15 protein-coding genes are annotated in these 26537 nt (G+C 51.1%); 3 read left to right on the forward strand and 12 right to left on the reverse strand.

Translation table 11 applies throughout. The features are described from left to right. Position 1: 1 nt before the first annotated feature. Complete coding sequence (locus JCM17207_RS13295; RefSeq protein ID WP_238318104.1) at positions 2-1006, forward strand: hypothetical protein; 1005 nt, start codon at positions 2-4, stop codon at positions 1004-1006. Positions 1007-1060: 54 nt separating this feature from the next. Next, positions 1061-4213: a suppressor of fused domain protein gene (locus tag JCM17207_RS13300; RefSeq protein ID WP_238318105.1), complete on the forward strand. Its 3153-nt coding sequence runs from the start codon at positions 1061-1063 to the stop codon at positions 4211-4213. A gap of 451 nt (positions 4214-4664) precedes the next feature. Here JCM17207_RS13300 and JCM17207_RS13305 read toward each other — a convergent pair whose 3' ends face one another. The 8 genes from JCM17207_RS13305 to JCM17207_RS13340 all read right to left on the reverse strand — a co-directional run bounded on the left by JCM17207_RS13305 (position 4665) and on the right by JCM17207_RS13340 (position 17783). Continuing rightward, positions 4665-7772, reverse strand: a complete 3108-nt coding sequence (locus tag JCM17207_RS13305) for a type III restriction-modification system endonuclease (protein WP_238318106.1) — start codon at positions 7770-7772, stop codon at positions 4665-4667. A gap of 2 nt (positions 7773-7774) precedes the next feature. After that, complete coding sequence (locus tag JCM17207_RS13310) at positions 7775-8590, reverse strand: abortive infection family protein (protein ID WP_238318107.1); 816 nt, start codon at positions 8588-8590, stop codon at positions 7775-7777. 87 nt (positions 8591-8677) lie between these two features. After that, a complete protein-coding gene (locus JCM17207_RS13315; RefSeq protein ID WP_373871972.1) occupies positions 8678-10510 on the reverse strand; it encodes a site-specific DNA-methyltransferase in 1833 nt (610 codons plus the stop codon). After that, positions 10511-11605, reverse strand: a complete 1095-nt coding sequence (locus JCM17207_RS13320; RefSeq protein ID WP_238318108.1) for a toll/interleukin-1 receptor domain-containing protein — start codon at positions 11603-11605, stop codon at positions 10511-10513. It abuts the gene before it with no gap. A 1-nt stretch (position 11606) separates the two neighbouring features. Continuing rightward, a complete protein-coding gene (locus tag JCM17207_RS13325) occupies positions 11607-12212 on the reverse strand; it encodes a DUF4391 domain-containing protein (RefSeq protein WP_238318109.1) in 606 nt (201 codons plus the stop codon). A gap of 18 nt (positions 12213-12230) precedes the next feature. Next, positions 12231-15860: a helicase-related protein gene (locus tag JCM17207_RS13330; protein ID WP_238318110.1), complete on the reverse strand. Its 3630-nt coding sequence runs from the start codon at positions 15858-15860 to the stop codon at positions 12231-12233. A gap of 212 nt (positions 15861-16072) precedes the next feature. Then, positions 16073-17488 (reverse strand): relaxase/mobilization nuclease domain-containing protein, encoded by a 1416-nt coding sequence (locus tag JCM17207_RS13335; RefSeq protein WP_238318111.1) that lies wholly within the window; start codon positions 17486-17488, stop codon positions 16073-16075. A gap of 64 nt (positions 17489-17552) precedes the next feature. After that, positions 17553-17783: a helix-turn-helix domain-containing protein gene (locus JCM17207_RS13340; protein ID WP_238318112.1), complete on the reverse strand. Its 231-nt coding sequence runs from the start codon at positions 17781-17783 to the stop codon at positions 17553-17555. 143 nt (positions 17784-17926) lie between these two features. On the opposite strand from JCM17207_RS13340, the gene JCM17207_RS13345 reads away from it, so the two are divergent. Next, complete coding sequence (locus JCM17207_RS13345) at positions 17927-18481, forward strand: SLOG family protein (RefSeq protein WP_238318113.1); 555 nt, start codon at positions 17927-17929, stop codon at positions 18479-18481. On the opposite strand, the gene JCM17207_RS13350 is transcribed toward JCM17207_RS13345, so the two are convergent. From JCM17207_RS13350 to JCM17207_RS13365, 4 genes are all read right to left on the reverse strand, one after another. Further along, positions 18470-18754 (reverse strand): hypothetical protein, encoded by a 285-nt coding sequence (locus JCM17207_RS13350; protein ID WP_238318114.1) that lies wholly within the window; start codon positions 18752-18754, stop codon positions 18470-18472. The genes JCM17207_RS13345 and JCM17207_RS13350 overlap by 12 nt on opposite strands. A gap of 105 nt (positions 18755-18859) precedes the next feature. Further along, positions 18860-19192, reverse strand: coding sequence for a plasmid mobilization protein (locus tag JCM17207_RS13355; RefSeq protein WP_238318115.1), 333 nt, complete (start codon positions 19190-19192; stop codon positions 18860-18862). Continuing rightward, a complete protein-coding gene (locus JCM17207_RS13360; RefSeq protein ID WP_238318116.1) occupies positions 19189-19983 on the reverse strand; it encodes a DUF3849 domain-containing protein in 795 nt (264 codons plus the stop codon). Before JCM17207_RS13360 ends, JCM17207_RS13355 begins: the two co-directional genes overlap by 4 nt. Continuing rightward, positions 19980-26456, reverse strand: coding sequence for a helicase-like domain-containing protein (locus tag JCM17207_RS13365; protein ID WP_444979642.1), 6477 nt, complete (start codon positions 26454-26456; stop codon positions 19980-19982). Before JCM17207_RS13365 ends, JCM17207_RS13360 begins: the two co-directional genes overlap by 4 nt. Between the last annotated feature and the right edge of the window lie 81 nt (positions 26457-26537).

The following is a 26537-nucleotide window of genomic DNA, read 5'->3' on the forward strand; positions in this document are numbered from 1 at the left end:
TATGAACGAGAATTTATTTCGCCCACAATTTGATGCCTTGAAACTGTCCGATAAGCTCTGGCTGATGCAGACGCTGGCGACTCGTTATTATTTGACATTCAAGGAACTATACGCCTTTTCCCGCTGGGGGCAGAGCTGCACCACCGGCCTGTTTGAAAAAGGCGGCCGGGAGTTTGTCTTTGTCCCGGGCGATACCGTGACCCTTGGCTGGGAGGGCTTTGTCCAAGGGATGGACAAGGCCAACCGGGAGGAACTGGCGGATATTTTTACAGAAATCGAATATGAGGGTACTGCGGAAGAATTTTTCCGGCAGGGCATGACCCCTGTACGCCAAGTGACCATCGGCCCCATGTTCGTGGGCAGAAAACTGGAGGAGATCGGCTGGGAAAGCGTACCCATGAACGACCCACGCATCACCGCCCACCCCGACTGGCTGGAGAACTTGCAGAAGTGGGCGGACCAGAACAGCCAGAGTTTTGAGATACATGAAACTGTCCGTTTTGAACGCAATGGTGATAGCTGGCGAGCGTGGCTGTGCCATCCAATGACCTACCCGGAGTTTCAGCGATCCCTGTTGTGGGAGATGGCAGCCAGCCTTCCCACGCCGGATGAGTGGGCCTATCTGTGCGGAGGCGGATGCCGCACCCTGTTTCCCTGGGGAGATGGACTGGATTACTCCATGCATCTGCACCACTTTGAAAGCGAGGAAGATCAGGGCAAGCCATACGACATGGAGCAGCCCAACTTCTTTGGCCTGTCTATTGCCTACGACCCCTATAAGCGGGAACTGGTAGACGGGAAAACATTGACCACCTGCGGCGGCGACGGCGGCTGCAATGTCTGCGGTGGCATGGGTCCTTTGCTTGGATATTTACCCTGTTCCCCTCACTGTAAACCGGAGGTTCGGGAGGATAATGAGATTCACAATGACTATGACTTTTTCCGTCCTGTTATCCGGGTGCAGACATCCGGGTGGAGAATGGTATCGCCCGGAGATGAGAGGTGATATTACCAGATGATCGAACAGCCGTATAGAAAGCCAAAATAAGGAGGTACTGATATGGATTTATTGAAACAATGCCAGCAATGGTTTGAACAGGATGAAACGCAGGAGGTAATTGACACCCTGGAAGCCATCCCTGCCGAGGAGCGCACTCCGGAACTGGACAGCGAATTGGCCAAGGCATATATTGCCGTTGCAGATATAGGAGAACGGGAGCCTTTTGAAAAGGCGCTGGAACTTCTGGCTCCCCATGAGGAGTATTTTGCCGAAGATCACTGCTGGAATTATCGAATCGCTTTGGCCTATTACTGTCTGGATGAGGAAGGCCCCGCCCTGCGTTACTTTGAAAAGGCCCTGAAAGCCCGCCCCGGAGACAAAGATACTCAGGAGTACATAAACGATTGCCGCCGTCGTTTGTCCCTGCCCCGCTTTGAAAAGAACTTCCGTGAAAGGACGCAGGAAGCATGGGCAGCCTTTTCTCAGATTGAGGCAGAACTGCGTCAAATCATAGATACGGACGAAACACACCAGCGCGGCGAAGAACTGGTTGAAAAATGCGGGAATGCACTCAAGACGGCCCTGCGTGATACTTCCTTCGAGCTGGGCTTCAATGGCGAAAAGTATGAATTGATCCTTAGTCCAGAGGGCCTTCGCTCCCGCCTGTTCCCGTTGGTGTACTTCCAGAAGCAGGCCCCAGAATCGGTGCTTGAGCATTGGAATATCTGGGTAGGCCGCCAGCCCTGTGAGGGGTTCGAGCTGCGGGCTGGAGAGATCGAAGTTCGGGCTGATGATGTGCAGATGTGGGCAGAGGAAACAGAGGATCATCAGGTAAGTCTGGTCCTTTACTGTGAAAAGCTGACGCCGATCTTGAAGGAGGACACAGACAAGGTCTGGTGGGCACTCTCTATGCTGGTGGATCAAACCATCGGAGAAGTTTCCGCTATCGCCTTTGTTGCTGGGTTTGATGTTTATGCTCAGCCGAAAGACGAACCGGCCAAGCTCCTTTCCGAACTGCCGGAGCTACTGCAATCCATGGGCTTTACCCTCTGGCGGGACGGCAGCGACTATCTGGAAAACAGTTATCTTGCCTATGAGCTGGAACCGGTGCAGGACCCCGACGCCGACTGGCGGCTGGATGTCTATGCTGGAAGCAGCCGCCTGCCGGTGCTCATCAACGACTATATGAGCGCCCACAGTGATTTGATGGATGAATACCACCGGGACGGCATCGCGGCCGGCTTCCTCTGTTATCCCCTGTCCAGTTTTACCGGTGAGGAGCGGAGCAAAACCGTTCTGGAGTTCCGAGATGACCTGCGGGATGCCATCCTGCGAGAGGCGGGAGCGGAAGCTGTGACCTTCCTGGGTGGGGCCACTGGTTTGTATTGCGGGTATCTGGATTTCATCGCCTGGGATCTGCCCGCCGTGCTGAACGCGGCACAGGCATTCTTTGAGGGAAGCGGTCTGCCCTGGGCCCACTTCCATACCTTCCGGCGGGATGTGGGCGGCGTGCCGCTGCTGGACGAGAAGGAACCGGAGCCTGAGATTCACGAGGACACCGGTTCCCTGCTCTCGGCTGAGGATATTGAAACGCTGAAATCCTTTGACGATGGGGTTTCCGGCTACTTCTGGAGAATGCTCCAATGGCTGGAGGATTTCATCAAAAATGGTGTAGGAGAAGGAAGATTCAGCGAAAAGCAGGCCCATCAGGATTTGCAGATCGCCCTTTGGTACGCCTTCGCTTGCAATAACATTGATGACTATATCCACTACTATCAAGCAGCAGAGTGGATGAAGGATTCGGAGAAAAATGCCGCAGGCTGCGGCACCTGGTACTACCGGTATTCTGTGGCGCTGATGTACTGCGGCAGGCTGGAAGAAGCGCTGGAATATGCGGAACGGGGCGCTCAGGAGGAACCGGACTACCCCTGGATTTGGCTGCAAGTGGGCAAACTGCGGGCGCATTTTGGTGATACAGCAGGCGCGCTGGATGCCGTCAACCAGGGATTAAAGCTGGAACCTGGCGATTATGAGTTCCTGACCTTGAAAAAAGAGATTAAAGCCGGAGCCACCCTGGAACAGATGGAATACCATTGGATCAACCCCGATGCCGACCAGACCCTCCAGCAGGGACTGGACAAGGATGCGGATGATAAACAGCGCGCCATAGCCTGCATCCGGGTGGACGAAGCAGGGCTTGCTGCATTTTATAAACTGTTCGGCCCAGAGCGGTATGGCTATGAGAAAAACGCCCCCTGCTGTGAATTTCAGTATCCGGTGAAGGAACACCTTGTGGAGCTTTCCTTCCGTATGAACGAAGCCGGGCTCTCCAAGATGGGAACTGACTGGCTGCGGCAGCTAAAAGAGTATCTGGACAGCGGGGAATGGCTGACCCATACCCCTGAAGGGGAGCCGGAAGGAACTTTGGTTGCGGTATTTGTGGAGCAGACCCGCCGGATCAGCCTTGTCTACCAGCAACCGGGAGAGGAGCAATATTTTCAGATTTTCCTGAATCCGGATGGCACAAAGGCAGATGCCATCTGGTCCTCGGCGAAAAACAATCAGCCGGAGATTTATACCGAAGAAGAAATGTCGGCGGTGGAGCAGCACATCAAAAACACCTTTGGCGCGTTTAAAAATGTGTTCCATGAGTTGGTTTCCCCTGATATCCATGTGGATATCTGCGTTGTTCCTCCTTCTGAGGGGCGGGACTATTATACGCTGGTGACGATGGGCATGGGTGCTCACCGGATGAATGTGCCGGAGGAACTGGCGGAATACAAGCTGGAACGGGCGGAACTTGCCATCGCTCTGCCGCCGGACTGGAAACTGGATGAAGAATCCCTCAAGGAGGAACAGTGGTACTGGCCCATCGGCCTCTTGAAAGTGCTGGCCCGTCTGCCCATTGCAGAGGACACCTGGCTGGGTTTTGGCCATACAATGGATAAGCAGTCGCCGTTTGCAGAGGGCACCAAGCTCTGCGGCGCACTTCTGGTGGGCCCGCAGGATATTGTCTGGACAGGCGGCGAGGTCTGCACTTTGCCCAGCGGAGAGGAAGTCAACTTCTATCAGGTGATCCCCCTCTATCGGAATGAGATAGAATATAAGCTGGAGCATGATGCGGACGCTCTGCTTAAAAAGATGGCAGGCATCAGTTTTGTGGTTAATCCTACCCGCCGGGATGTCCTCGCCGAAGACACCCTATGCAACTGAATCCATCATAACCTGGTAATAAAAGTTGGAGTTAACTGTTATGAATAGAGAACAAGAAATGTATTTTGATCAGTGTATAGATTTCCTCGCCCGCATGATTGAAAATACGGCGACCAAGTCAAACTTCCTGATGCACCCGAGCAAGATTCCTCTTATTATATAGCTTCTGATGATGGCCCGATGGGTTGAGACTAGATTCTCCAGAAGGTTGAGTTCATTACTTTAGGACATTTCTAACTTCAATTCGCCAAGTACGATTTGGCAAGCAGGGCCTTTGTATATACAAAGGCGAAATGCTTGTTGGGGCCGTACCCCAAACCCTGTGAACTGTGATGGAACATCACAGGCTGTGCGCTGCGGCGCGTGAGAAGATGAACAAAGCCCCGGCCCAAACACACTTGTGTTCAGCCGGGGCTTTTCACTTTGTTCAGATTCTTTTTCTTATTGCAGTTTACAGCGACTTCATCACATTTAGCAAGCTCTGATAGTTGTCCACATCGTGATACTTCACCTGGCTGGTGGACATTTCATTGAACAGTTTGCGGGCACAGAGGATCTTGGCCTGCTCGATGGGCTTGAGCTGAAGGGTCTCCATAGTTCCTTTGGTTTCTGCCACAAAGAAAATATGCTTTACCGTTCCCTCATAAAAGGCAATCGCCCAGTCCGGAGAATAGTTGCCCACCGGGGTAGGGATATGGAACCCCCGCGGGAGCTTGGCATAGACGCAGACTTCTTCCGCTGCATCCAAATCTTGTACAAAACGCCGTTCCACACTTTTTTCTGCGGTGCCGTCCGTAAACACATAGTCCTGGATCGCTTTGGTGGCGCGGAATGCCTTATCAAAGTCGTATGCGCTTTTTTCTATGGTAAAGATATTATTATCGTACTGGCCTTCAATGGTATCATAGGTGATATGATCCACGATGGTGGTCGCCTTCTGCTCGTTGATGAGGCGCACGATCTTGGTGATAAACTCCTCCGGGTTGTTCTTGAACATATAGAGTTTCTGCGGCCGCAAGCCTTTCAGAATTGCAACGACTGTCCGCCGGGTGAGCACCGTTCCCTGTGCGATTTTTCCAACCAGATCATACTTCAGATGTCCGCCATGCGCCTGGCGAAGGGTCCGTGTTCTGGTTTTCTCTCCCCCAAAGGAATCTCCTCGCCCCAGCTCATGCTCGTTCATCTCATCCTTTTGGCGGCCAACGGTCGTGGTGTACTGGAGTTCCGAAACAAAGAGCCGGTCATTGATGTGCGCGATTGCCTTCTGGATCAGCTCATCGCTGTCAAACTCCACCGTGTAAGCATACTTGTGATTGATTTGCTTCCAGAGCGCCTGGAACTCCTTTTTGGCAAAGTTCTCGTTCAGCGGATTCTCCTTCACCTTGGTTTCGTGGCCGTCGGTGATCATCGCCTTAAGGGCGCTCTCGTCGTATACGGCCTGCACCAGCAAGTGAACGCCTTCGGCCATGGGTGCCAATTCCTCCGGCAGAGGGGCAAGGGTACCCATCTGGACATCGGTGCGGTATTTATCCGTCACCTTACGCTTCATATCCACATAGCCGTTGCTGATCAGGTAGAACTCAATTGCATTGGCTGCCTCTGCATCAATCAGCGTGGGCACTCCATCCACCTTTACATACTTGCCTTTGAAGTATTCGCTGGTGGCGGTGATGGGGCGGTCGTACAGTTCCTTCTTGATGTCGCTTTGCAGGTCTGCAACAAAGGTCCTGTAACTCTCGCTGGCAATGACGGTCAGCATATTGATATCATGCACCTGGTCTCCACAGCTCTGTGCATCCATCCGGTTTCCCCCTTGATTCACACACAGCCGGAGGCCACGGCCCACTTCCTGCCGCTTAGCGGTCTGGTTGTCGGAATGTTTGAGGGTGCAGATCTGGAACACGTTGGGGTTATCCCAGCCTTCCCGCAAAGCGGAATGGGAGAAGATAAACCGGGTAGGCTCTTCAAAAGACAAGAGACGTTCCTTATTTTTCAGAATCAAATCATAGGCCGAAATATCATCCGAAAACTCACTGCCGCGTTTGATCTGACTGTTTACGCTATGCCCGGTCTTTTTGTCGATACTGAAATAACCTTTGTGTGCTTCGGCAGGAGCTGCACACATTTTTCTCAGGTACTCCTGATATGGCGTCTTTTCTAAAGTAAGGTGCTCGTTCAGCGCCTGGAGGTATTCCTCCTCAAACATCTTGCCGTATTCGCCCAGCTGTTCGTTGCCATCCTCGTCATACTGGCGATACTTTGCCACTTCGTCAATGAAGAAAAGCGAAAGGGTCTTGATGCCCAGGTTAAAGAGCCGCTCCTCTTTTTCAAAGTGGGACTGGATGGTCTCTCGAATCTGAATCCGGCGCATATCGGTTTCGGACACATCGCCCACCACATCGCCGGTCCGAATGGTGACGCCATTGGTAAAGGTCACGGTACCGCGCAGCGGGTCGATCTCCGAAATGGTGTAGCCCTTGTACTGCTCCATATTCTGGGAAATGAAATACAAGTTATCATCCACCCCGAGGATGCGGGTTTCACGGTTGATGGACTTGTTATAGCCGATCTCCATTTCGATCCGGGCCATAGGCGGCTTTTTGGGCGAAAGAACGATCTGCTCCAGGAACAGATAGCTGTCGGTTCCCCGCAGGTTTTTCACCTCAAAACCTTTGACCTCGATTTTCTTGACCAGCCGTTTGTTGAACGCATCCAGCGCGTCGAGGACGTAGACCAGATTATGCTGAACCGCATGGGTTGCAGAATAGTTCAGGCTGAACAATGGCTTGAAAGTTTTCAGTGCTTTTTGGGTCACAGCGCCGCCCATCTTCTGGGGCTCGTCCAGAATGATGATGGGCCGGTTGGCCGCAATCACATCAATGGGCCGGCGGGATGCAAATTCGTCCCGCTTGGAATAGATGATGCGGGCCTCCTTGCTCTTGCCGTCCTCTTTCAGGGAAGATGCAAAAGCCTGGGTGTTGATGATCATGACCTGGATGCCGGCACTGGCAGAGAAGTTATCCAGCTGATTCAGATTCTGGCTGTTGTAGATGAAAAACCGGGCCTTCTTACCATAATACTCCATGAAATGGTCCGCCGTGATCTCGAAGCTCTTTTTCACGCCTTCCCGGATGGCAATGGAGGGCACCACCACAATGAACTTGCTCCAGCCGTAGGTTTTGTTCAGCTCAAAAATGGTCTTGATGTAGACATAGGTTTTGCCGGTGCCGGTCTCCATCTCAATATCCAGACTGCACCGCCCCAGACTTTTCACAAGCTCAGGGGACAGTTTGATGTTGTTTTCACTTTGCAGCTTGTGAATATTTTGCAGCAGCTGATCGTCGGTCAGGGAAAGTTCTTCGTTTTTGTAGCCGGTATCATCGTCCGGGTCTGCCTCTGCCGTCCCCTTCATTTCGGTCTGCTCCACATCCGGGACAGTCCGTTTGCCCAGGTCCCGGATGTAGCGAATCCGGTCATGGAACCCCTGCCCGGCAAATACCTTGACCACTGCATCCACGGCGTCGGTCTGGTATTGCTGGATTTTAAAGTTGAATTTCAATGTCAAGACATCCCTTCATATGTATCCCATAAAAATGTTGCAAATGTAATACTACATCCAACTGCCAACTTGGCATGCCTTACCTCCAACTCTGTAAAAGATGCGCTTTTTCCATGGCCGCTTCCATAAGCATTTCTCATTTCAGCCAACTTTGAAGTTATACCTCTTAAATTTCCTAAAACTGCCTTTATTTCATTTGCAAGTGGATCACTATCTGGGATCTGATTTGGTGTCAAATTGAGCAATTTTAAGGTTTCTCCTGTCAACTTACCTATATCCCAATTTTTGTCCCACTCTACACCTAGTTCCTCAAGAATTGTTTTACAACAGCTTTCTATTAGCTCCTTTGCTTTTCCAATCGCATCTGTCGGATTTTCTGTTTGCATCTTAAGCATTAAGTCTATCTGCTTTGAAAGATATTCGCTTGAAAATTTTTGCTGCAACGCCGCGGCATTTGATGACAATGGAGTCACTACATTCAATACTTTATCCATATATGATCGGCACTTATGATACAGCCGTTCATATTCTGCACTGTAACGAGGGCTCTCCAAATCTGCTCGATATTCGGCTTCATAATTTTCCTCATAGTAATCCAGCAAGTCTTTTAAGAGCTTTACTTTATCCTCGTCTGAAGCCTCATTTAGATATGCCGATAGAGACTTTCCTTTCGACATTTTATATTGATCACAAAGGGCTACGCCAACACTTGACATTGTAAAAGCATCAAAGTCATTGGTCGAGAAGTCTAATACATAACCGCCCCGATTGAATAGTCTTGAAAAGGTTCCTAATTCTATATTTGACAGTCGTTCCATTATAGCACCTTCCTTATTGTCTCAGGGCTGTAGGTTGCAAAAATCTGATCAAAGTTGGTTGCGACGCTATCATTGGAAAGAGAGCTGTCACGCATGACAAAATAGATCGGCTTCTCCTTGGCGGATGGCCTCGATGACCTCGTTTGTCACGTCACGGTCAAAGCAGGCCACAAGGAAGTTATCCTCTACCTTGAAAACCTTTTTGCCTGCAATCACCGTCTCCTCGATCTTGCTGGAGAGCAGCACACCCAGGTCCAGCATCACCTGGAACAGCAGATCCTCCGGGGTGCGGTCATCCTTGATGTTGTCTTCTAGCAGATCATACATGGAGGCGTCATATTCGTCGGGTGTGTAATAAACATCCTTCATGTTGGATGTATCGCACTTGAGCACACGGAAACCTACATCCAAATCCACTGTGCCCATAGGGTTCTCTTCCTTGATTTTTGCCCCTGCACGGCGGATACGCTCTTTGCCAATTTCGCAGATGTTTTTGTAGCCGGCCTTGTATGCCTCGCTCTTTTCATCTGTTTTCTCCGGCAGCTGTACCATGATGAATTTGCGCTTGCCGCCGTCTTCGGCATTCAGCTGCATGACGGCATGGGCAGTGGTAGCAGAACCAGAAAAGAAATCCAGAACAGTTTCACTAGGACTTGAAAGCATATTAATAAAATATGTCACCAAATCAACGGGTTTAGGATTCTCAAAAACTCGGACGCCATCAAATAAATCTTGTACACATTGAGTGCCAGCATTGTAAATACTTATCATCTCTTTAGGTATTAGAGTAGATGGAGCCCCCATAGCATCACCCAAATATTTTTTTATATAAATATTCCAGTGTGCTTGTTCTCCATTTGCATCAACGAGAGGACCAGTATTTGTTTTTTTAAATGTAACAGCATTTTGTTTCAGTGCCTCTTGAAATTTGGAGTATATAAATCTATATATGCATCCTTCTTTTGGATATACCACTTGTCCATCCGGGCACTCTATTCCATATTTTTGATTTGGATTCTGTGATTTGTTTTTAAATACAAAGTCCTTGTTTCTATAGAGTCCCTTTTCATCTCTTTGTGTATACATTTTAATTGCTTCAGCAGACAGTGGTGCATATATCATTTCTATCACTTGTTTGTTTTTTCCATAAACAAGTATATACTCATGCGTTTTACTTGCAAATTTTGGTCTTATTCCTCCTCCAGTAGAACAATTCCAAATAAAAACATTAATTAAGTTATTCTCGCCAAAAACTTCATCGCAACATTTCTTCATATTATTCATTTCACTGTCATCGATGCTTATGGCGAGTATTCCATTTTCTTTTAGCAAATCTTTTGCCAGCTTCAACCGCGGATAGATCATATTGAGCCAGTCGGTGTGGAAACGGCCATTGCTTTCGGTGTTTGTGACAAGGCGGTTGCCTTCCTCGTCAAACTGGCCGCTGTTGGCCAGATATTCATCGGTGCTCTGTGCGAAATCATCCTCATACACAAAGTCATTGCCGGTGTTATAGGGCGGGTCGATGTAGATCATCTTGACCTTACCCAGGTAGGTTTCCTGAAGCAGCTTCAGCACCTCCAGATTATCGCCCTCAATATAAAGGTTTTCGGAGTCAAAGCCGCCGGGAGTACCGTCCTTGCCCATACTTTCCTCACGGCAGGGGCGCAGGGTCTTGGAGATGGGCGCATTGGCCAGAAGGACAGACTTTTTCTTGTCCGGCCAGGTGAACTGGTAGCGCTCGTCCTTGCCCTCCACTACCGTGGTGCTAATCTCCTGCATCAGCACATCCTTATCAATGGCGCGAACCACCTCGCCGTTTTCGTTGATGGTCTCGGTCACGGCATTGGGGAACAGGGCCGCCAGCTTGTAGAAATTTTCATCCGCCTTATTCGGCGTGTGCATTTTCAGTTTGTCCATTTAATTTATCTCCTGAATTTCCTTGATGAAAGCATCCAACAAATATTGTGATTTTTGTTCATCGTTTTCCAATTTGAAAATGCGTTGTATCTTATTTTTTAATTCAATCATGTTTGCCTTACAGTGCGCGTCTCCATTCAGTACTGCACCCATTTTGCTGGTATCAACAGCACATTCTCTGTATTTGGGATTACCAAACGAAAATGTAGGAACATAAATATTTGTATAGTCACCTTGAATAACCCACGCAGCTCCCATTTCATTCATACAAGCCGGGCTTTCCAAATACTTATCAGACCACAAAAAAATCATAAAGGTGTTTCCGTTGATGCGTTTTCTTAAATAATCATATATGTTGGCATCAAGCGGAATTTTATGGAGTGGATGTGAAGTGTAAATTAATTGATTGTTTTTTACGCCCAAACCTGTTATGAACTTTTCAAGTGCATCTGCATATTTTTTATCGTCTGATTTATGACTAAGGAAAATAATAGGTTCATTTTTATTTGGCTGTCTGTTTGGCTTCAACAAGAAATCTTCTGTTGTGCTTTCAAACGCTTTTTTGAAGTGCTTTAATTTTGCTATATTTTCGTCATGGCTTTCAGTGTTAACTACAAGATAATTTGAATGTATTCTAGAGATATTTTTTTGATACCATTTTAATATAGCGTTCAAGCAGTATTTGATTTTAACCATATCACCTGAGTTGATTCCTTCGCCCAATTGAGTTAAATAATTGGTGATATTTCCGTCATGCGTATAATCTTCTATTGTTTTTTTGACACCTTGATATTCTAATTTTAATTCTCGAAAACTTTTCTCAAGTTCACTCTCTGTAGCATTTGATTTTTCCATTTCATTAGCTCCTTCATCAATTATGTGCAGTTTTAAAATTCCAATAAGCGTTTCTGCATCTTGATCTGCTACTCGCCACAAAAGCGCATCATCAATCTCAGGCACTTCACCAACAAAAATGCCTCTAATCAAACGAATTTCATCAAATAAATCACCTGATGAAAACTCACCTTCTCCGAATTTTTCCAAGCATGTTTCTAATCTTGAAATGTAAGATTCAATAAATTCTTTCTTCGTCACTTTAGAACCTCTCCAGTTGTTTTTGTAGTTCTTTTATTTTGAAATTCAGCTCAAACTTCTTCTTCGGCTGCTTCTCGGCCCACAGCTGCTTTTGGAGACGTGCAATCTCTTTTTCCAGCTTAGCCTTTTGTTCGTCCTGGGCAATCTGCTGATCCAGCGTATTCCCCTCCTGGACCTGAATCCCGCCGATCTGGACAATGACATTCTCCCATACGGCATCCATGGTCAGACCTTCGACGGCAAGGGAAAGACTGTCCGGGTCCTTCCAAGGGGTTTGAAGCAGCTTGGTGTGGTACACCGCCAGTTTTGCCAGACCGTCATACTCCAGCAGGAGCACCATATTCTGAGGAATGAGTTTGGACAGGACAATTAGCGTCCGCTCATTGAACTCCCGGCGCTTTAGCATCACCTGCAGGACAAAGAACGCCTGAACCTTCTCTCCAGGTGCTATGTTCACTTTGGTTGCAGATACCTCATTGACGATGGTTATTCGGGAGATATCTGCATCAATCTTTGCCTTTTCCGCTGTATCCATCTGAAACTTGGCGTATACAGCGGTCTTTGGCAGTTTCTTATTCAGTTCTGTTGCCTTGGGCAGCCCCAGCATCCTGTTCACCTCTACCGTTTAATCTTCGTATTTTACCACTTTGCAGGGAAGCCCTTCCGCCTTTGCACATTCGATCATGTTTCTGGTGCCTGCGGACTTGCCATCCCAGAATACAATCACGGCATCTGCGAATTGAGCCATTTCCATGTTTCGTTTTGGCCCAGCTGACCTGCCAAAAAGCTCCCAATGCGCCGGAAATTCTTCCACCCTCATTCCATGGTTTCGGGCGTATTCTTCACCAAGACGGTCTGCGCCATCGGCTGTGCCGCTCACAACAATGATTTGTTTGTCCGTGTGGAGTTCTCGGATAAATCCATCTACTGCGCTGGCCAGGCAGTCATAATCCCTGAAATTCCTGCCTCCGGCAATCACCAGCCGCATTTCGTCTTTTACAGAATGCAGCGGAGTTTCATCCCGTACCACCAGGAAGCAAATCAGCTCAAAATCATCCAGCCCCTTGATCTCATTGGATAAGAAGCTGATCTGTTCGCCGCCCAGGAAGCTGTCGATGTCACTTTCTTCCTTCACCTCGATGATGGAAGCGATCGCATCTCCCAGCAGGGAAGAGAGCTGGGACATATCCTTTCCATCCCGGGTTTCCCGGTTGAAGGCACGATACACTTCTGGCAGAGGTTCGGTTTTCCCCTTACACAGGAACCGCATGGTATCCAGCATTTCTTTGGGTGAAAGGTGGTCACAGATCACCTCTCCATCGCTGCTGATGTAAACCATATAGAAGGGATGCAGCCGGTTCTGACTATTGATATTGACGCTATTGGAGCGATTTTTCAGCACATAAATCACACCAGCCGGGGCACCCGGAGCAGATTTTGCTACCGAATGGAGGCCGCAGGGCACCTTGTCGAGGTCGGGATACTGTTTCATATAAGCCAACAGGTCCATATGGAACTCATTCAGGCCCAGGTCCATGATGGAAATGCCGGTGGTCATATCCTCCATGTCCACGACTTCCTCTTTCAGGCGCTTGAGCTGTGCCTTGCGGTACTCAAGGTCGGTTTTTTCATCCTCACTTAAAAGATTATCGTCTCCTGTCGCCGTCATGTCAACAATCTTCATGCGGGTCTCCACCTTGGCCTTCAGGTCGATGTACTCGTCCAGAGTGACGTCCGGCCAGAAGTTTACCAGCTGAATCACCTTGTTCTTACTGCCGATTCGGTCGATTCGACCAAATCGCTGGACAATACGAACCGGGTTCCAGTGAATGTCGTAGTTGATGAGATAGTCACAGTCCTGCAGGTTCTGACCTTCCGAGATGCAGTCGGTTGCAATCAACACATCAATTTCGGTATTGTCTCCCGGCATTAAGAGTTCTTTATCTTTGGAACGCGGCGAAAAGCAGGTCAGCACCGTATTCATATCGCTGTGCAGCCGAGGCACGGTTGTCCGGCCATCCACTGACCCTGAAATCATGGCCGTGTTGAGGCCAAAATTTTTCTTTACATAGGCGCTCACATGCTGGTACAGATAGTCCGCTGTATCGGCAAAGGCGGTAAAAATCAGAATCTTCTTGTTTCCGGGATTGATAGGGTGCTCCATCTTGTCCCGAATGAGCACCAGCAGTTCCTGCAGCTTGCAATCGTGCTCAGGGGTAATGTCTTCTACCATCAGAGTCAAAAGCTCCAGAGTCTCCCGATCCCTTACCAGACTGCGCCGCCAGGACACATAATCCATGTCGGCAATCTCAATTTTGACCTTTTTGCCTATGGTCAGGAAATCCTCACTGTTCTGATCGTCCGAGTCGTAAGCCTCCAGGCCTTCCAACTCTATCGCACTTACCTTGACAGATTTGGATTTATCATAACTGTCAATAACTTCGAGTGTTTCGTCGATAAGATGGATAATCCGTTTAACAGTCAGGTTGAAGGAGTAGGCCGAGCTTTCCATTCGTTTCATCAGGTTAATGGCCATCAGTCGGCGGATGCCCTGTTCGCGGCTTGCCTGGGTAAAGCCCACATTCACCTTATTATCCTGATAAATCTCTGCATACTTGCTGAGTTTGCTGTCCAGGATAAAGTGAGACGGCATATAGATGAACAGTTCCAGGTGCATCAGCTGCTGAAAAATCTCGTTATAGTTGATGCTGTCTTTCAAATCTGTGAGCCGAGGGCTTTTGGAAATCGGCCTGAGCCGCATCGGGAAAGAGCCAATATCCGAAGTATCATAGTATTTTTGAATGTGCTTGCGGGAACGGGCAATGGTGACTGAATCCAGCAGCTCAAAGAAGTCAAAATCCAACATCTTCAAAAGAGCTTCGGTCGTCCGCTGCGGTGCAGAGAGCTTGCTCCAGGAGTTAAAGGCCCGCTGGGCGTTTCGGAAAATCTCGTCAATGGGGTGGGATGTATTCAGCTTGTCATCAATCAGGTCTGCATTTCCTTCATAGGCAAGCGCAAGCTGATTCCGTAAATCTGCAAAACGGTTGTTGACCGGGGTCGCAGAAAGCATCAGCACTTTTGTCTTTACGCCCTGACGGATCACCTTGTTCATCAGCTTCACATAGCGGTTTTCTTTCTCGTTTTCTCCCCCGGAGAAATTGCCGCCATTACGGAAATTATGGGATTCGTCGATCACCACCAGGTCATAGTTGCTCCAAACCAGCCGGTCCAGGTCGTTTCCGTTGGATTGGCCACTTGTACGGCTCAAATCCGTATGGAAAAGAACATCATACCGCAGCCGATCTTCCAATACGGGGTTGTTCTTATAGTTGTTTCGGTAGGTGTTCCAGTTGCCTGCCAGCTTTTTGGGGCACAAAACGAGAACAGACTTGTTCCGGTTTTCGTAATACTTGATGACCGCCAGAGCGGTAAAGGTCTTGCCAAGGCCCACCGAATCGGCCAGAATACAGCCATTGTACTTTTCCAGCTTGTTGATGATTCCAATCGCGGCGTCCCGCTGGAAATTGTAGAGCAGAGACCAGATCTTGCTTTCCTTAAATCCTGTCGCCTCGTTGGGCAGATTGTCCTCTGAAATATCCTCCAAAAACTCATTAAAGATATTGTACAGAGTCACCACATAGATGAACTCAGGCGAGTTTTCCTGATAGGCCGTAGTGATGTTCTCTATTACCTCATCGGTTACATCTTGCATCCGATTGCTGTCTGACCACAACTGTTCAAAGAGCTGTAAGTAAGCAAGTGAAAACGGAACCTCTGTTTTTTGAACCATGTTGTAGGCATAGTTTCCCCGCTCACATCCCAAATCCACTGTTGTAAAACCATTGACAGGCATATAGTTTTTATCATCCACGTTGATAAAACCCATCATGCTCTCGTCCGTGATATTGGATTTGAAAGTAACCTTTTTCCGAATCCACTCTGCACATTCTTTGGCGATTGCCTTTTGATTCAGCTCATTCCGAAGTTTCACCTCAAATTCGGTGCCATACAGGCTTCGCTCACGATTGAGACGCGGAATATAAAACTCACGCTTTTCTTTCTGCGGCTTTTCTCGAATAAATGCTGGTGATGTAAAGATAAATCGCAGTTCTTCAATGTCCTTCAGCTGTTTCTTCAACTCTTGAAAGGCATAGATCGAAAAGCAGGCGGCGGCAATCGAAAGTTTGCTGCCCTTTTTTATTTCCGACGACAAATCATCCCGCAATGTCTTTGTCGTGTTGTTGATCAGTTCCACTTTTACTTCCTCCATCACTCGGCACACCGTGTCCACGTTAAATAGAAAGAATCACAACTGTATCCCATCTCATTCAGACGAATCAACATATCATATTTTATTTATTATATCAAAGCAACTTCCACACTACAACTGGACCATAATATTTCCCCAACAACAAAAAAGCAGGCACAGCAGCCGCATTAATGCGAACTGCTGTGCCTGCCAAATCATTAACTGTGTTCCGGTGCCTTTCTTTCTTCCTGTCGGTGGATTTCGGTTTGCTCCTGTTCTTTGTCATCCAGCATGACCGATACAATCTTCTGAGCCATCAGCCAGTCCTGCATTTGTGCTTTCTGCTGACGGTACTCGGCGTAGTTCTTTTTCTTTCGCTCCAGAAGCTGTGCATACTCGGCGTTCAGGTCCCGGATGCAGGGCAGCTTCTTCAGGTTTCGTTCATTGAAAGCCTCCTTGGCCGCTTTGTGGAGGGTCAGGTCCTGCCGGTGAGATTCAAAATATACCTTGCTGAATCCGCTGGCTTTATAACCCTGATAGATCTCCCGTGTTTTGACATAGTTCAGAATGTGTCCTCGCAACACCGCAATCTCGGCAAGGCGAGCTTCATCGGCTCGGATTGAATCTTTCAATCCTTCTGTTTGCTGTACAATGGCCGTGGTGCGGCCATTCAGCTGGTCCAAGCTCTCAATGCCGTTCTCCTGAAGAAAGAGCAGCGCTTTGGACATCTGCTTCAGGTTGAACACTTTCGCCCAGCGGACATAGCCTGTCCCCTTCCCCGCCTCCATCTTTTGCTGAATGTCAATCAGCAGGTTCATCTTCTGAACGGGCTGTTCTGTTCGTCTGCCGGGCTTACGGGGCTGATGCTCTCGTTCGCCGGTAAAAACGCGCCTCAAATCTTCATGGGTATATCCTTCTCCCAGGGACTTGAACCGAATAAACTTCTTTTGATTTTTACCACGAATCGCCGGATGCTTGCCTTCCTGGTACTCGTATCCTGCCTGCTCAAGGAGGCCCACCAACTCCTGAAAGCTCTGTGGTTTCTGCCGCATAGCAGCATCAATGTCATCGCGGATCTGGTCACGGATGGATGGGCGTTCTGGGTACTTGTACTTTGTGCGTTCCCGATAGGGCTTCGGTGTGATGACGGACAACTTGTGTTCCAGGCAGATCATGTCACTGAGCTTTGACAAAACCATCCAGGACAGATGAAAGTCCCGGAACTTCCGGGTACAATCCAGGGAAGTCGAGTTGAATACGATGTGATTGTGGATATGCGCCCGATCCGTATGGGTAGCTACAATGAAGGCATGGTTGCCCTTAGTAAACCTCTTGGCCAGCTCCTGGCCAATGGCGTTTGCTTCTTCCGGCGTCACTTCTCCGGGCTTGAAGGACTGCCGGATTTGGTAGGCGATCACGTCCCGCTTGTGCCGCCGTCCGGTGATGTGCTCATACTGGCGTTTTGCCAGCAGGAACTCCTGATCCGCCGTCATGGGGTCGCACTCATAAGCGGTGACAAGCTCCCCTTTTTCGGTCTTTTCCGGGTTTTGGGCGTAATCAGTTCGGTCCCGGAGGCACTGGGCAACGCTCTTGCCCTTGTTGATGTGCAGGGCGATCAATCGCGTGGCGGCCATACCATTCACCTCGATTCTATATAGAAAGGGAGCCTAACCATCTGGTCAGACTCCCTTGTGTTTTTTATTTCTTTTCCTCTGGCGGAATGAACTCCAGCAGGTCGCCGATCTCACAGTGCAGGACGGTGCAGATTCTTGCCAGCACGTCGATGTCCAGTCTCGTGATCTCGTTGTTGCAATAGTTGTTGATCTGTGAACGCTGCATTTCTGCTTTATGACTCAGTTTATTTTTACTGATGCCTGCTTTCTGAATCAGTTCGTCCAGCTTAATGCGGATGGTTCCGTACTCCTCCACGTTCTCACCTCAGCTCATTGTTTTGGATACCGGTCGTATTGTTGACAAATCAAGTGTATCCAACTTACAATAGCTTTATAAGATGTAGAAAGTCTTGTTAGACTTCTTACACATGGCAAAAAGTGAATATGGGAGGAAAACTTATGGCAGCACTGCGTTCCTGTGCCTTTACCGGGCACCGTCCGGCTCATTTCAGCTTTCAGTACGACGAGTTGGCCCCTGGCTGTGTTCAGTTAAAATCTGTGCTGGAAAAGCAAATTCTGCGGCTCTATCACCGTGGAATCACTGATTTTTACACTGGCTGCGCCCTTGGAGTTGATCTTTGGGCCGGAGAAGCCGTTCTTTCCCTGAAACGGCAAAATCCCGACCTACAGCTCCATTGCATCATCCCTTTTGAAGGTCAGGAACGACGCTGGAAAGCTGATGATCGGGATCGTTATTCCAGTCTCTTAAAGCAGAGCTATGAAGTGCTTGTTCTAAGCCCCAGGTATTTTTCTGGATGCTATCACGCTAGGAACCGGTTCCTGGTGGATCATACAGATGTTCTGCTCGGCGTATACGATTACAAAAACGAGGAACCCAGTGGCACAGGATACACAGTTCATTATGCTTTGGACCACAATAAACCTGTGCTTCTCATCCATCCCGAGACACTGGCGATCTATGCCAGAACCCCGGGTTCGCGATTAGGAAGCTAAAAAATCGCGCATCCACTTGTGCAAATCTTCTGCATTGGTCACCAGCCAAATCATTAAGAACAGGATCACGAAAAGCCCCAGCACTGTAACTGCAAAGATGGCAAGTTCTGTCCAGCGGGCCTGTACTGCACAGTAAATACAGCATCCCAGACCCAACAGCAACAGTGGAGAAATCACATAAGCGGCAGCCTTATAAGCAATGGTGCCCAGAAAGCACAGCATCCCCAGCAGTAAAGCCATCGGCCAAACGAAAAATTTCAAAATCATCTTCATAGAACTTGCCTCCTTCCCACCTTCATTTTAACGAATATCTTTGCCTGAAACAAGGATCTCGTCTTTATGTAACACGGTATAGCATCATCTGCCATACCGTGTTTGTTATTCAATGCCGGCCAGCTCGGTCAAAAGCTCCTTCTGTTGCTGCCAGATCATATCCATCCGCCGCTGCAAGTCCTCAATGTCTGCCTTGTAGATGGAGCCGGTTTCATTGGCCCGTTTTGCATATTGGTTTAGGTTGTTGCTGCAAATTCGCAGCAGACGATTCAATTCTTTGACCTCCTTTAAATCAAGCCGCACACAGTAACCGTCCAGGGCCATCTTGCGCAGATAGGCGCTCTGGTTGAGAACGCCCATATCCAGCATCTTCTTCCGAATTCGATCCAGTTCTTCCGGGGACACTCTCAGAATGATGACCTCGGATTTTTCCATCATCTTTCCGGCTCCCGCTTCTTATGAGTCGAGGCTTTGGGTACTGTCTGCTTAGGTCCCTGCTTCAAATGTTCCCGCACAGAAGCCCGGGGCTGGCGCTGCTGTTCCTCCCGTACCAGATCAATAAAGCCGTTCAAAACAGCCGGGTGGCATTCCAGCGCATATCCGAGGCGAACCGTATCAGAGTTGTGGTTGGGGATCGTCCTGGCCCAGTCCTTGTTGCTGCGGGAGTAGCGACCGTCCCAGTCCTGGAGCTGGATCGTATTGGCAAGGACCATCGCAACCCGGTCCATACCATAGGTTTCAATTACACCTTTGGCAGCGTCATGGCTGAGATACAGTCCATCGAAATGTTCCCGCACCGCCGTTTCAATGGCTTCCTTGCACTGGATATTGACCCGATTGGACGCCCGGTATTGCTCCAGCTCTCCATGTTCCCGTGCATAATCGGCGTTATGCTGATAGACGGCCACTTTTGCCTCCGCCTGCATGGTTTTGACCTGCTCTGCCCGGCTCTCGAAGCAGGCCCAGACCTCCTCCATGTGGCTGGACTCCATCTTCTCATACTGGTGAAAAAGGTCATCCAGCGGTGTGGGAGAGGCCAGCAGGGCTGCGGCCTGGCTGTTGGTCAGATCGTTGTACTCCAAAGACAGCAGAAAGTCCTCCCGCACCGTATACTCATAACTGTGTTCCAGGATTTTCTCAGGCGGCTGAGTCAACAGCCAGCCTTTGAACTTCTCCTGCTCTGCAAACATCTTCTTGTAGAGGGCCGTGTTCAGTTCTTCGTTGGTCATCGGGCATCAGCCTCCTTTTCGTGGGTCTTAGGCCGGGGTGTCCGGTCAGGCACCGCAGCTTTCAGCTCAGCCAGCACGGACGGCTTGCGGCCTTCCTCTTTTGCCTCCACTTTTTCTTCTCCGGGCGCTTCCTGGCTGGGGCTGTCCTCCATGTTCAGGCGGGCGTCCAGCTCTGCCAGGCGGGCAGATTTCGCGGCCAGTTCATCCTCCTGCGGGAAGGGTTTGCCCAGCTCGGCCTGAGCGGCATCCCGCTGCTGAATCAGGGAGCCAAGGCGGTTCTCGGCCTTTTCAATCCGTTCCGGGAAGTTGTCCAGGGCATTGTCCAGCCGGGTGATGTTGCCCCGGGCATCGGTGCCCAGGAACACATGGTTGGTGGACTGGCCCTTGAAGGCAAGCTCGAACTGATTGTGAAGGGTGCTGAAGGAAAGCTCCATCGGGAAGCCGCGGTAACTGCCGATCTCCACCGCCCCGGCCGAGGGCAGCTCCTGGCAGGCGGCCAGCAGCCGCTCACCGGCTGTGAGTTTATCCTCATAGTGCACTCCTCGGATGACCATGCCACAGAAGCCGTCCTTCACCTGGGGATGTGCTTCTGCGGTTTCTGCGTCCTGCTTCATGCAGGCAATAACCTCTTTTTGGTGCTGGATGGAGGCCGGGAAGGTCTTGAGCAGCTTATCTTCCAGTCGGTACTGCTGGCTCTGGTGGTCCGCTTTGAGAACCTTGAGCCGGGCCACCTCGATATCCAGGTCCATCTTCTCCTTGATAAGCGGATTTCCAGCGCACAGCGCCTTGATCTCGGCATAGCTGAGAGCCTGTTCGTCTACATCGTCACAGGAGCGGACGGGAGATTTCGAGGTCATGATTTGGGAGATGAACCGCTGCTTATTCTCAAGGGTTTGGAACAAGTAGGCATCGAAGGTCCCTTCCGTGACGTAGTTGTAGACCTGCACTTCTTTGTTCCGGTTGCCCTGGCGGATAATACGGCCATTGCGCTGGGTCATATCCGAGGGCTTCCAGCCCACATCCAGGTGGTGGACCGCCACCAGCCGGTCTTGTACGTTGGTGCCAGCTCCCATCTTCTGGGTGCTGCCCAGCAGAACTCGGACCTGGCCTGCCCGTACCTTGGAGAACAGTTCCTTCTTTTTTGCCTCGGTATCGGCGGTGTGGATGAAGGCCACTTCGCTCTCAGGCACCCCTGCTGCCAGCAGCTTCTTTTTGATATCATCATAGACGTTGAACTGCCCATCCCCTTTGGGGGTGGACAGATCGCAGAACAAGAGCTGAGTCAGCTTCTGCTCCTTTCCTTCTTCCCAGATCTTCAGGACATTGCGGACGCAGGCATTCAGCTTGCTGTCCGGGTCATCCGGCAGCAGCGGGTTCATAAGCCGCTGGTCCAGGCCGATCTTCCGGCCATCCGAGGTTATTTTCAGCATGTTATCCTCGGACGGGTCCACGTTGCCAACGTGAACGGCAGCAGCTCGCTTGGAAAGCTCGGCCACCATGTCCTTCTGGATATCCGAGGGCTTCACAACCACCGTTTCAAACTTAGCCTCCGGCACTGGCAGATGGAGTTGATCCGAGGTTTTGATATCGGCCACCTCTTTGAACATATTCATCAGCTCGGGAAGGTTAAAAAACTTAGCGAAGCGGGTGCGTGCCCGGTAGCCGGTGCCTTCCGGGGCCAGCTCGATGGCCGTTGTGGTTTCTCCAAAGGTAGACGCCCAGCAATCGAAATGGGTCAGCCCCTTCTGCTGCAACGTGCCGTACTGCAGGTAGCGCATCACTGTGTACAGCTCAGTCATGGAGTTCGAGACGGGGGTGCCGGTGGCGAAGATCACGCCCCGGCCGCCGGTCAGCTCGTCCATATAGCGGCACTTGCCGAACATATCGCTGGACTTCTGCGCCTCCGAGGTGGAAAGGCCCGCCACATTCCTCATCTTGGTGTACAAAAAGAGGTTCTTGAAACTGTGACTTTCGTCCACAAACAGCCGGTCTACACCCAGCTGCTCAAAGGTCACAACGTCGTCCTTCCGCTCGGTGGCCTTGAGTTTTTCCAGCCTCTGTTCCAGGCCCTTTCGTGTCTTTTCCATCTGCTTGATGGTGAACCGTTCTCCTACACGGTACTTCATCTCTGTGATGGCAGCCTGAATCTCGTCGATCTGCTCCTGGATGATGCGCTCCTGCCGTTCAAAAGAAAGAGGGATTTTCTCAAACTGGCTGTGACCAATGATGACCGCATCATAATCACCTGTGGCGATCCGAGCGCAGAACTTCTTCCGGTTGGCGGTTTCAAAATCCTTCTTGTTGGCCACCAGCAGCTTGGCGCTGGGGTAGAGGTGCAGGAACTCCTGTGCCCACTGGAGGGTCAGGTGGTTGGGCACCACAAAGAGGGATTTCTGACAAAGACCCAGCCGCTTGGCCTCCATAGCGGAGGCTGCCATTTCAAAGGTCTTGCCTGCACCAACCTCGTGAGCCAGCAGAGTGTTTCCGCCGTAGAGCACATGGGCAATGGCGTTTTTCTGGTGTTCCCGCAGGCTGATTTCCGGGTTCATACCCACAAAATGGATATGGCTGCCGTCGTATTCCCGGGGACGGGTGGAGTTGAACAGCTCGTTGTACTGCTTGACCAGGGTTTCACGGCGCTGCGGGTCCTTCCAAATCCAGTTGGCAAAAGCATCCTTGATGGCCTGCTGCTTCTGCTGAGCCAGAGTGGTTTCCTTTTTGTTCAGCACCCGCTGCTGCTTGCCGTTCACATCCTCAACGGTGTCATACACCCGCACATCTTTCAGATTCAGGGTGTCCTCCAGGATTTTATAGCCGTTGGCCCGGCTGGTGCCGTAGGTCTCGTAAGCGGCCACATCATTGAAGCCGGTTTTGGTCTTGCCCTCGATCTGCCACTCGGCTGTAAGGGGTGAAAAGTTCACCTGGATGGCCCGCCGCAGATAGAATGGGACTTGAAAGGTCTCCAGCATAAACTGCTGGATCACCTTGGGGTCCAGCCAGGTGGCACCCAAACGCACATCAATTTCAGAGGCTTCCAGATCACGGGGCTGGGCCTTGGTCAGAGCTTCCACGTTGGGGGTGAACTCTGGGTTGGTCTGGACGGCCAGCTGGGCAATCCGCAGCTTATTACGGACGTTGCCGGACAGGTATTCATCCGCGGTCTGCCAGCCTGCTTCCGGGTCGGTCACATCCTGCGAAGGGTCTTTGAAAATTACGCCCCGCAGGTCGGTGATGATGCTGTCATACTCTCCGGGTTTGCCCAGCAGCTCGGACATATAAGGCAGGTCCACCCGTCCTCGCTCTCCGATGGAGATGGCCAGCGCCTCGCTGGGAGTGGCAGCATGGCTGATGTTCCGTTCGGGCCGGATGGTCCGTTTCGTGAACATATCCGCCTTGCTTTTCAGCTTGCCGTTCTCGTCCAGGTTTTCCAGAGAACAGAGCAGGTAATAGGAAGAATCGTCCTCAAAGAGCCGCCCGTTTTTGCGGTCGTTCAGCAGGCCGTATTCTGCTGCAAACTTATCATAAGCCACATTGAGTTCGGACTGTTTTGCCTGGATGGCGTCATCCGGGCCGTCCTCCATCTGCAGGTCAATCAGCTCGTGGACGATTTGACGCAGTTCCACCATGCCCTTGACCCGTCCCTTGGCCGTGTCATTCAGCTCCAAGTGGGTCATGACCGAGTTCTCGCGGTAGTAAACCTCTCCATCTACCACCGTGTAGGAGAAGTTCTTCACGTTGGGGTCAGCGGGCAGGAAATCGCGGCCCGTCTCAGCCTCTCCCACATCCGGGGCGGTATGCTCGGCCTCCCGGTATTCGCCTTTCAGATGGGAAATGGCCTCCTTAAGCTGTTTGCCCAGGTCTGCACCTGCAATGGGCAGCACGGTGCTTTCCTCCCGGCCATACTGGGTGCTCTCGGTGGTCAGTTCTCCCAGGACCATTTCAGGATGGTCCACAAAATACTGGTTGATAGAGATGCCGCTCTCGGTCTGGCCCAGCTGTACCCAGTCGGGTTCCCGGTCGATGGGCCGGTCACGTTTTTGCAGGAAAATGATGTCGGACACCACATCGGTGCCGGCATTGGCGCGGAACGCATTGTTGGGCAGCCGGATGGCCCCCAGCAGGTCGGCCCTTTCGGCCAAATACTTACGGGCGGTGGAATCCTTGGAATCCATCGTGTACCGGCTGGTGACAAAGGCCACCACGCCGCCCGGGCGAACCTGATCCAGCGCCTTGGCAAAGAAATAGTTGTGGATCGAAAATCCCAGCTTGTTATAGTCCCTGTCATTCACCCGATACTGGCCAAAGGGCACATTGCCGATGGCAAGATCGTAGAAGTCCTGCTGCTTGGTGGTCTCAAAGCCCGCCACCGTGATGTTGGCTTCCGGGTAGAGTTTTTGGGCGATACGCCCCGAGATGCTGTCCAGCTCCACGCCGTACAGGCGGCTGCCTTGCATAGACTCCGGCAGCATTCCGAAAAAGTTGCCCACGCCGCAGGAGGGTTCCAGGATGTTGCCGGTCTGGAAGCCCATCTTCTCCACTGCATCATAGATGGCATGAATGACGGTGGGGCTGGTGTAGTGGGCATTCAAGGTGCTGGCACGGGCAGCGGCGTATTCCTCGGGAGAGAGCAGTTCCTTCAGCTGGGTGTACTCCTTGGCCCAGCTGTCTTTGTCGGGGTCAAAAGCATCTGCCAGGCCGCCCCACCCGACGTATCGGGACAGGGTTTCCTGTTCTTCCGGGGTGGCGTTTCGGTTTTCGTTCTCCAGGGTTTGCAGGGTGCGGATGGCCTCCACATTGCGGGCAAACTTCTGCTTGGGGCCGCCCTCCCCCAGGTGATCGTCAGAGATGCGGAAGTTTTGGGCCGGAGGGGCGGGCTTTTCCTGTCCGGGAGGCTCAATGTGGATTTTTTCGACTACTACATCATAGGGCAGGTTTGTTTCCTCTGCCGGGTAGGACGCCACTTGTTCTGTGGTAAAGGTGGGCTGTTCGGTGAGTTGTCCTTTCCGAGCTTCGATCTGCTCCCAAAGGGCGCTGCGCTGCTCATCACTCAGATTCAGGGTTTCCGCCCAACGGTAATCCAGAGCCACCACTTCAAGGGCGTCTGCATCCGCTGCGTGCTCGATGGATTTGCTCCAGTAATCAAACTCCACCGCTCTGGCCAGCACGTCCTCCAGCTTTTCCAACTCTGGCGGAGACATCTTTTTCCAGACGTCCTCGTTCTGGCCCTGGATGGTAAAACCTTCGCCGTCATCATGCTGGGATACGGTATAAAGGAGGGTGTCCGGCACGCCGTTGATCTTGCAGGACAGCTGATACTCTTTCTCCCGGGAGATTGCCGAGTAGCTGCTGCTTTCCACCCGGATGTCCGTCACATCTTCTGCTGTCAGAGGCTTCTCAGGTTTGGCCGGGGCGGCTTCCTTCTCCAGATACTGACGAATCACCCAAATCGGTTCTGAACGGAAGATCGGGAAGCCGGTGGCCTGGGCAAAGGTCACATCCCGCAGGCTGACCCGCTCCGAATCCAGGTCCACCTGGTCCACGATGAACCGCCGGTCATCCAGGTCAAAGGCGGTTTCGCCCGGAATGAGATTTTGACGGGCGTATTCTGCATCGGACAAGACTTCCGGTTTCGGCTCCTCCGGCACATCAACGGCGGGTTCTGCGGCTGCCTGTTCGGCATCTGCCACCACCTGCTGGATAAAAGGATCACGGTCCAGCTTTTCAAGGTCCACCACCTGGCCGTTTACGATGCCGCGGTCGGCCAGCGTTTCCCGCAAGCCGTGCTGTCTTTCTGCTTCCTGGATTGCATCTTCATCCCGGAACGCCCGGAAGCCATCTGCGCCAAACTCTGCCTCGTGGGCGTCAATGGCCTGCTCCGCTTCGTGGTCAATGGAGAGCATGGAATATTCCCGGCGCTGGGCGCTTCCATTCTGCACAGCAGAAATGGTGAGATCGTGCTTGTCCCGCAGCTGTTCCACAATCTGTTCCAACTGGTTTGCCGGGAAACCGCACATTTCCACCCGGCCCCCGCCCGGAATGGAACGACTGTGCAGAGCCAGATCCAGCTCGGGAGCTGCTATTCGGGCATCTTCGCCGTACAGCTCGAAGAAGTCCCCCATCTGGTAAAGGACCAGATCATCCGGGTGGCGTTCCTTGACGCTGTTGTACTCCCAAATGGTTTCTTCCTGTTTCGGCTTGTCCAGATACTTGCCCGCAGCAACCAAAAGGCTGATCCTTTTTGCCGCATCAGACCAGCTGAACCGCTGTTCCTGTCCCTCGGGATAAGAACGCAGCTTGATGCCGCGGGAATCGTGATCGAGGAAGCCATGACTGCCATCCAGGAAGGTCCAGCTCCGTCCCCCGATGCCGTATTCCTTTTTGAGAAACTCGGCCCGTTCTTTGGGGGTATGGTCCTCCTGGAAGAAGGCGGCGATCCGTTCTTTGCCGTGGACAAACCCGCTGCCGCTGGCCATGGCCAGGGCAATGTCCTCACTGGAAAAAGAAAAAGCGGAGGCTTTTTGTGCCTCCGCTCTGCGGTCGATCTGTTCGATTTG

The organism is Faecalibacterium gallinarum, assembly GCF_022180365.1.
Taxonomy (GTDB): domain Bacteria; phylum Bacillota; class Clostridia; order Oscillospirales; family Ruminococcaceae; genus Faecalibacterium; species Faecalibacterium gallinarum.

Bases quoted from the DNA above. Each gene is read 5' to 3' on its own strand.
- JCM17207_RS13295 (WP_238318104.1), top strand. From the start codon at position 2: ATGAACGAGAATTTATTTCGCCCACAATTTGATGCCTTGAAACTGTCC.
- JCM17207_RS13300 (WP_238318105.1), top strand. From the start codon at position 1,061: ATGGATTTATTGAAACAATGCCAGCAATGGTTTGAACAGGATGAAACG.
- JCM17207_RS13310 (WP_238318107.1), bottom strand. From the start codon at position 8,590: ATGGAACGACTGTCAAATATAGAATTAGGAACCTTTTCAAGACTATTC.
- JCM17207_RS13315 (WP_373871972.1), bottom strand. From the start codon at position 10,510: ATGGACAAACTGAAAATGCACACGCCGAATAAGGCGGATGAAAATTTC.
- JCM17207_RS13325 (WP_238318109.1), bottom strand. From the start codon at position 12,212: ATGCTGGGGCTGCCCAAGGCAACAGAACTGAATAAGAAACTGCCAAAG.
- JCM17207_RS13335 (WP_238318111.1), bottom strand. From the start codon at position 17,488: ATGGCCGCCACGCGATTGATCGCCCTGCACATCAACAAGGGCAAGAGC.
- JCM17207_RS13345 (WP_238318113.1), top strand. From the start codon at position 17,927: ATGGCAGCACTGCGTTCCTGTGCCTTTACCGGGCACCGTCCGGCTCAT.
- JCM17207_RS13350 (WP_238318114.1), bottom strand. From the start codon at position 18,754: ATGAAGATGATTTTGAAATTTTTCGTTTGGCCGATGGCTTTACTGCTG.
- JCM17207_RS13355 (WP_238318115.1), bottom strand. From the start codon at position 19,192: ATGATGGAAAAATCCGAGGTCATCATTCTGAGAGTGTCCCCGGAAGAA.
- JCM17207_RS13360 (WP_238318116.1), bottom strand. From the start codon at position 19,983: ATGACCAACGAAGAACTGAACACGGCCCTCTACAAGAAGATGTTTGCA.
- JCM17207_RS13365 (WP_444979642.1), bottom strand. From the start codon at position 26,456: ATGGCCAGCGGCAGCGGGTTTGTCCACGGCAAAGAACGGATCGCCGCC.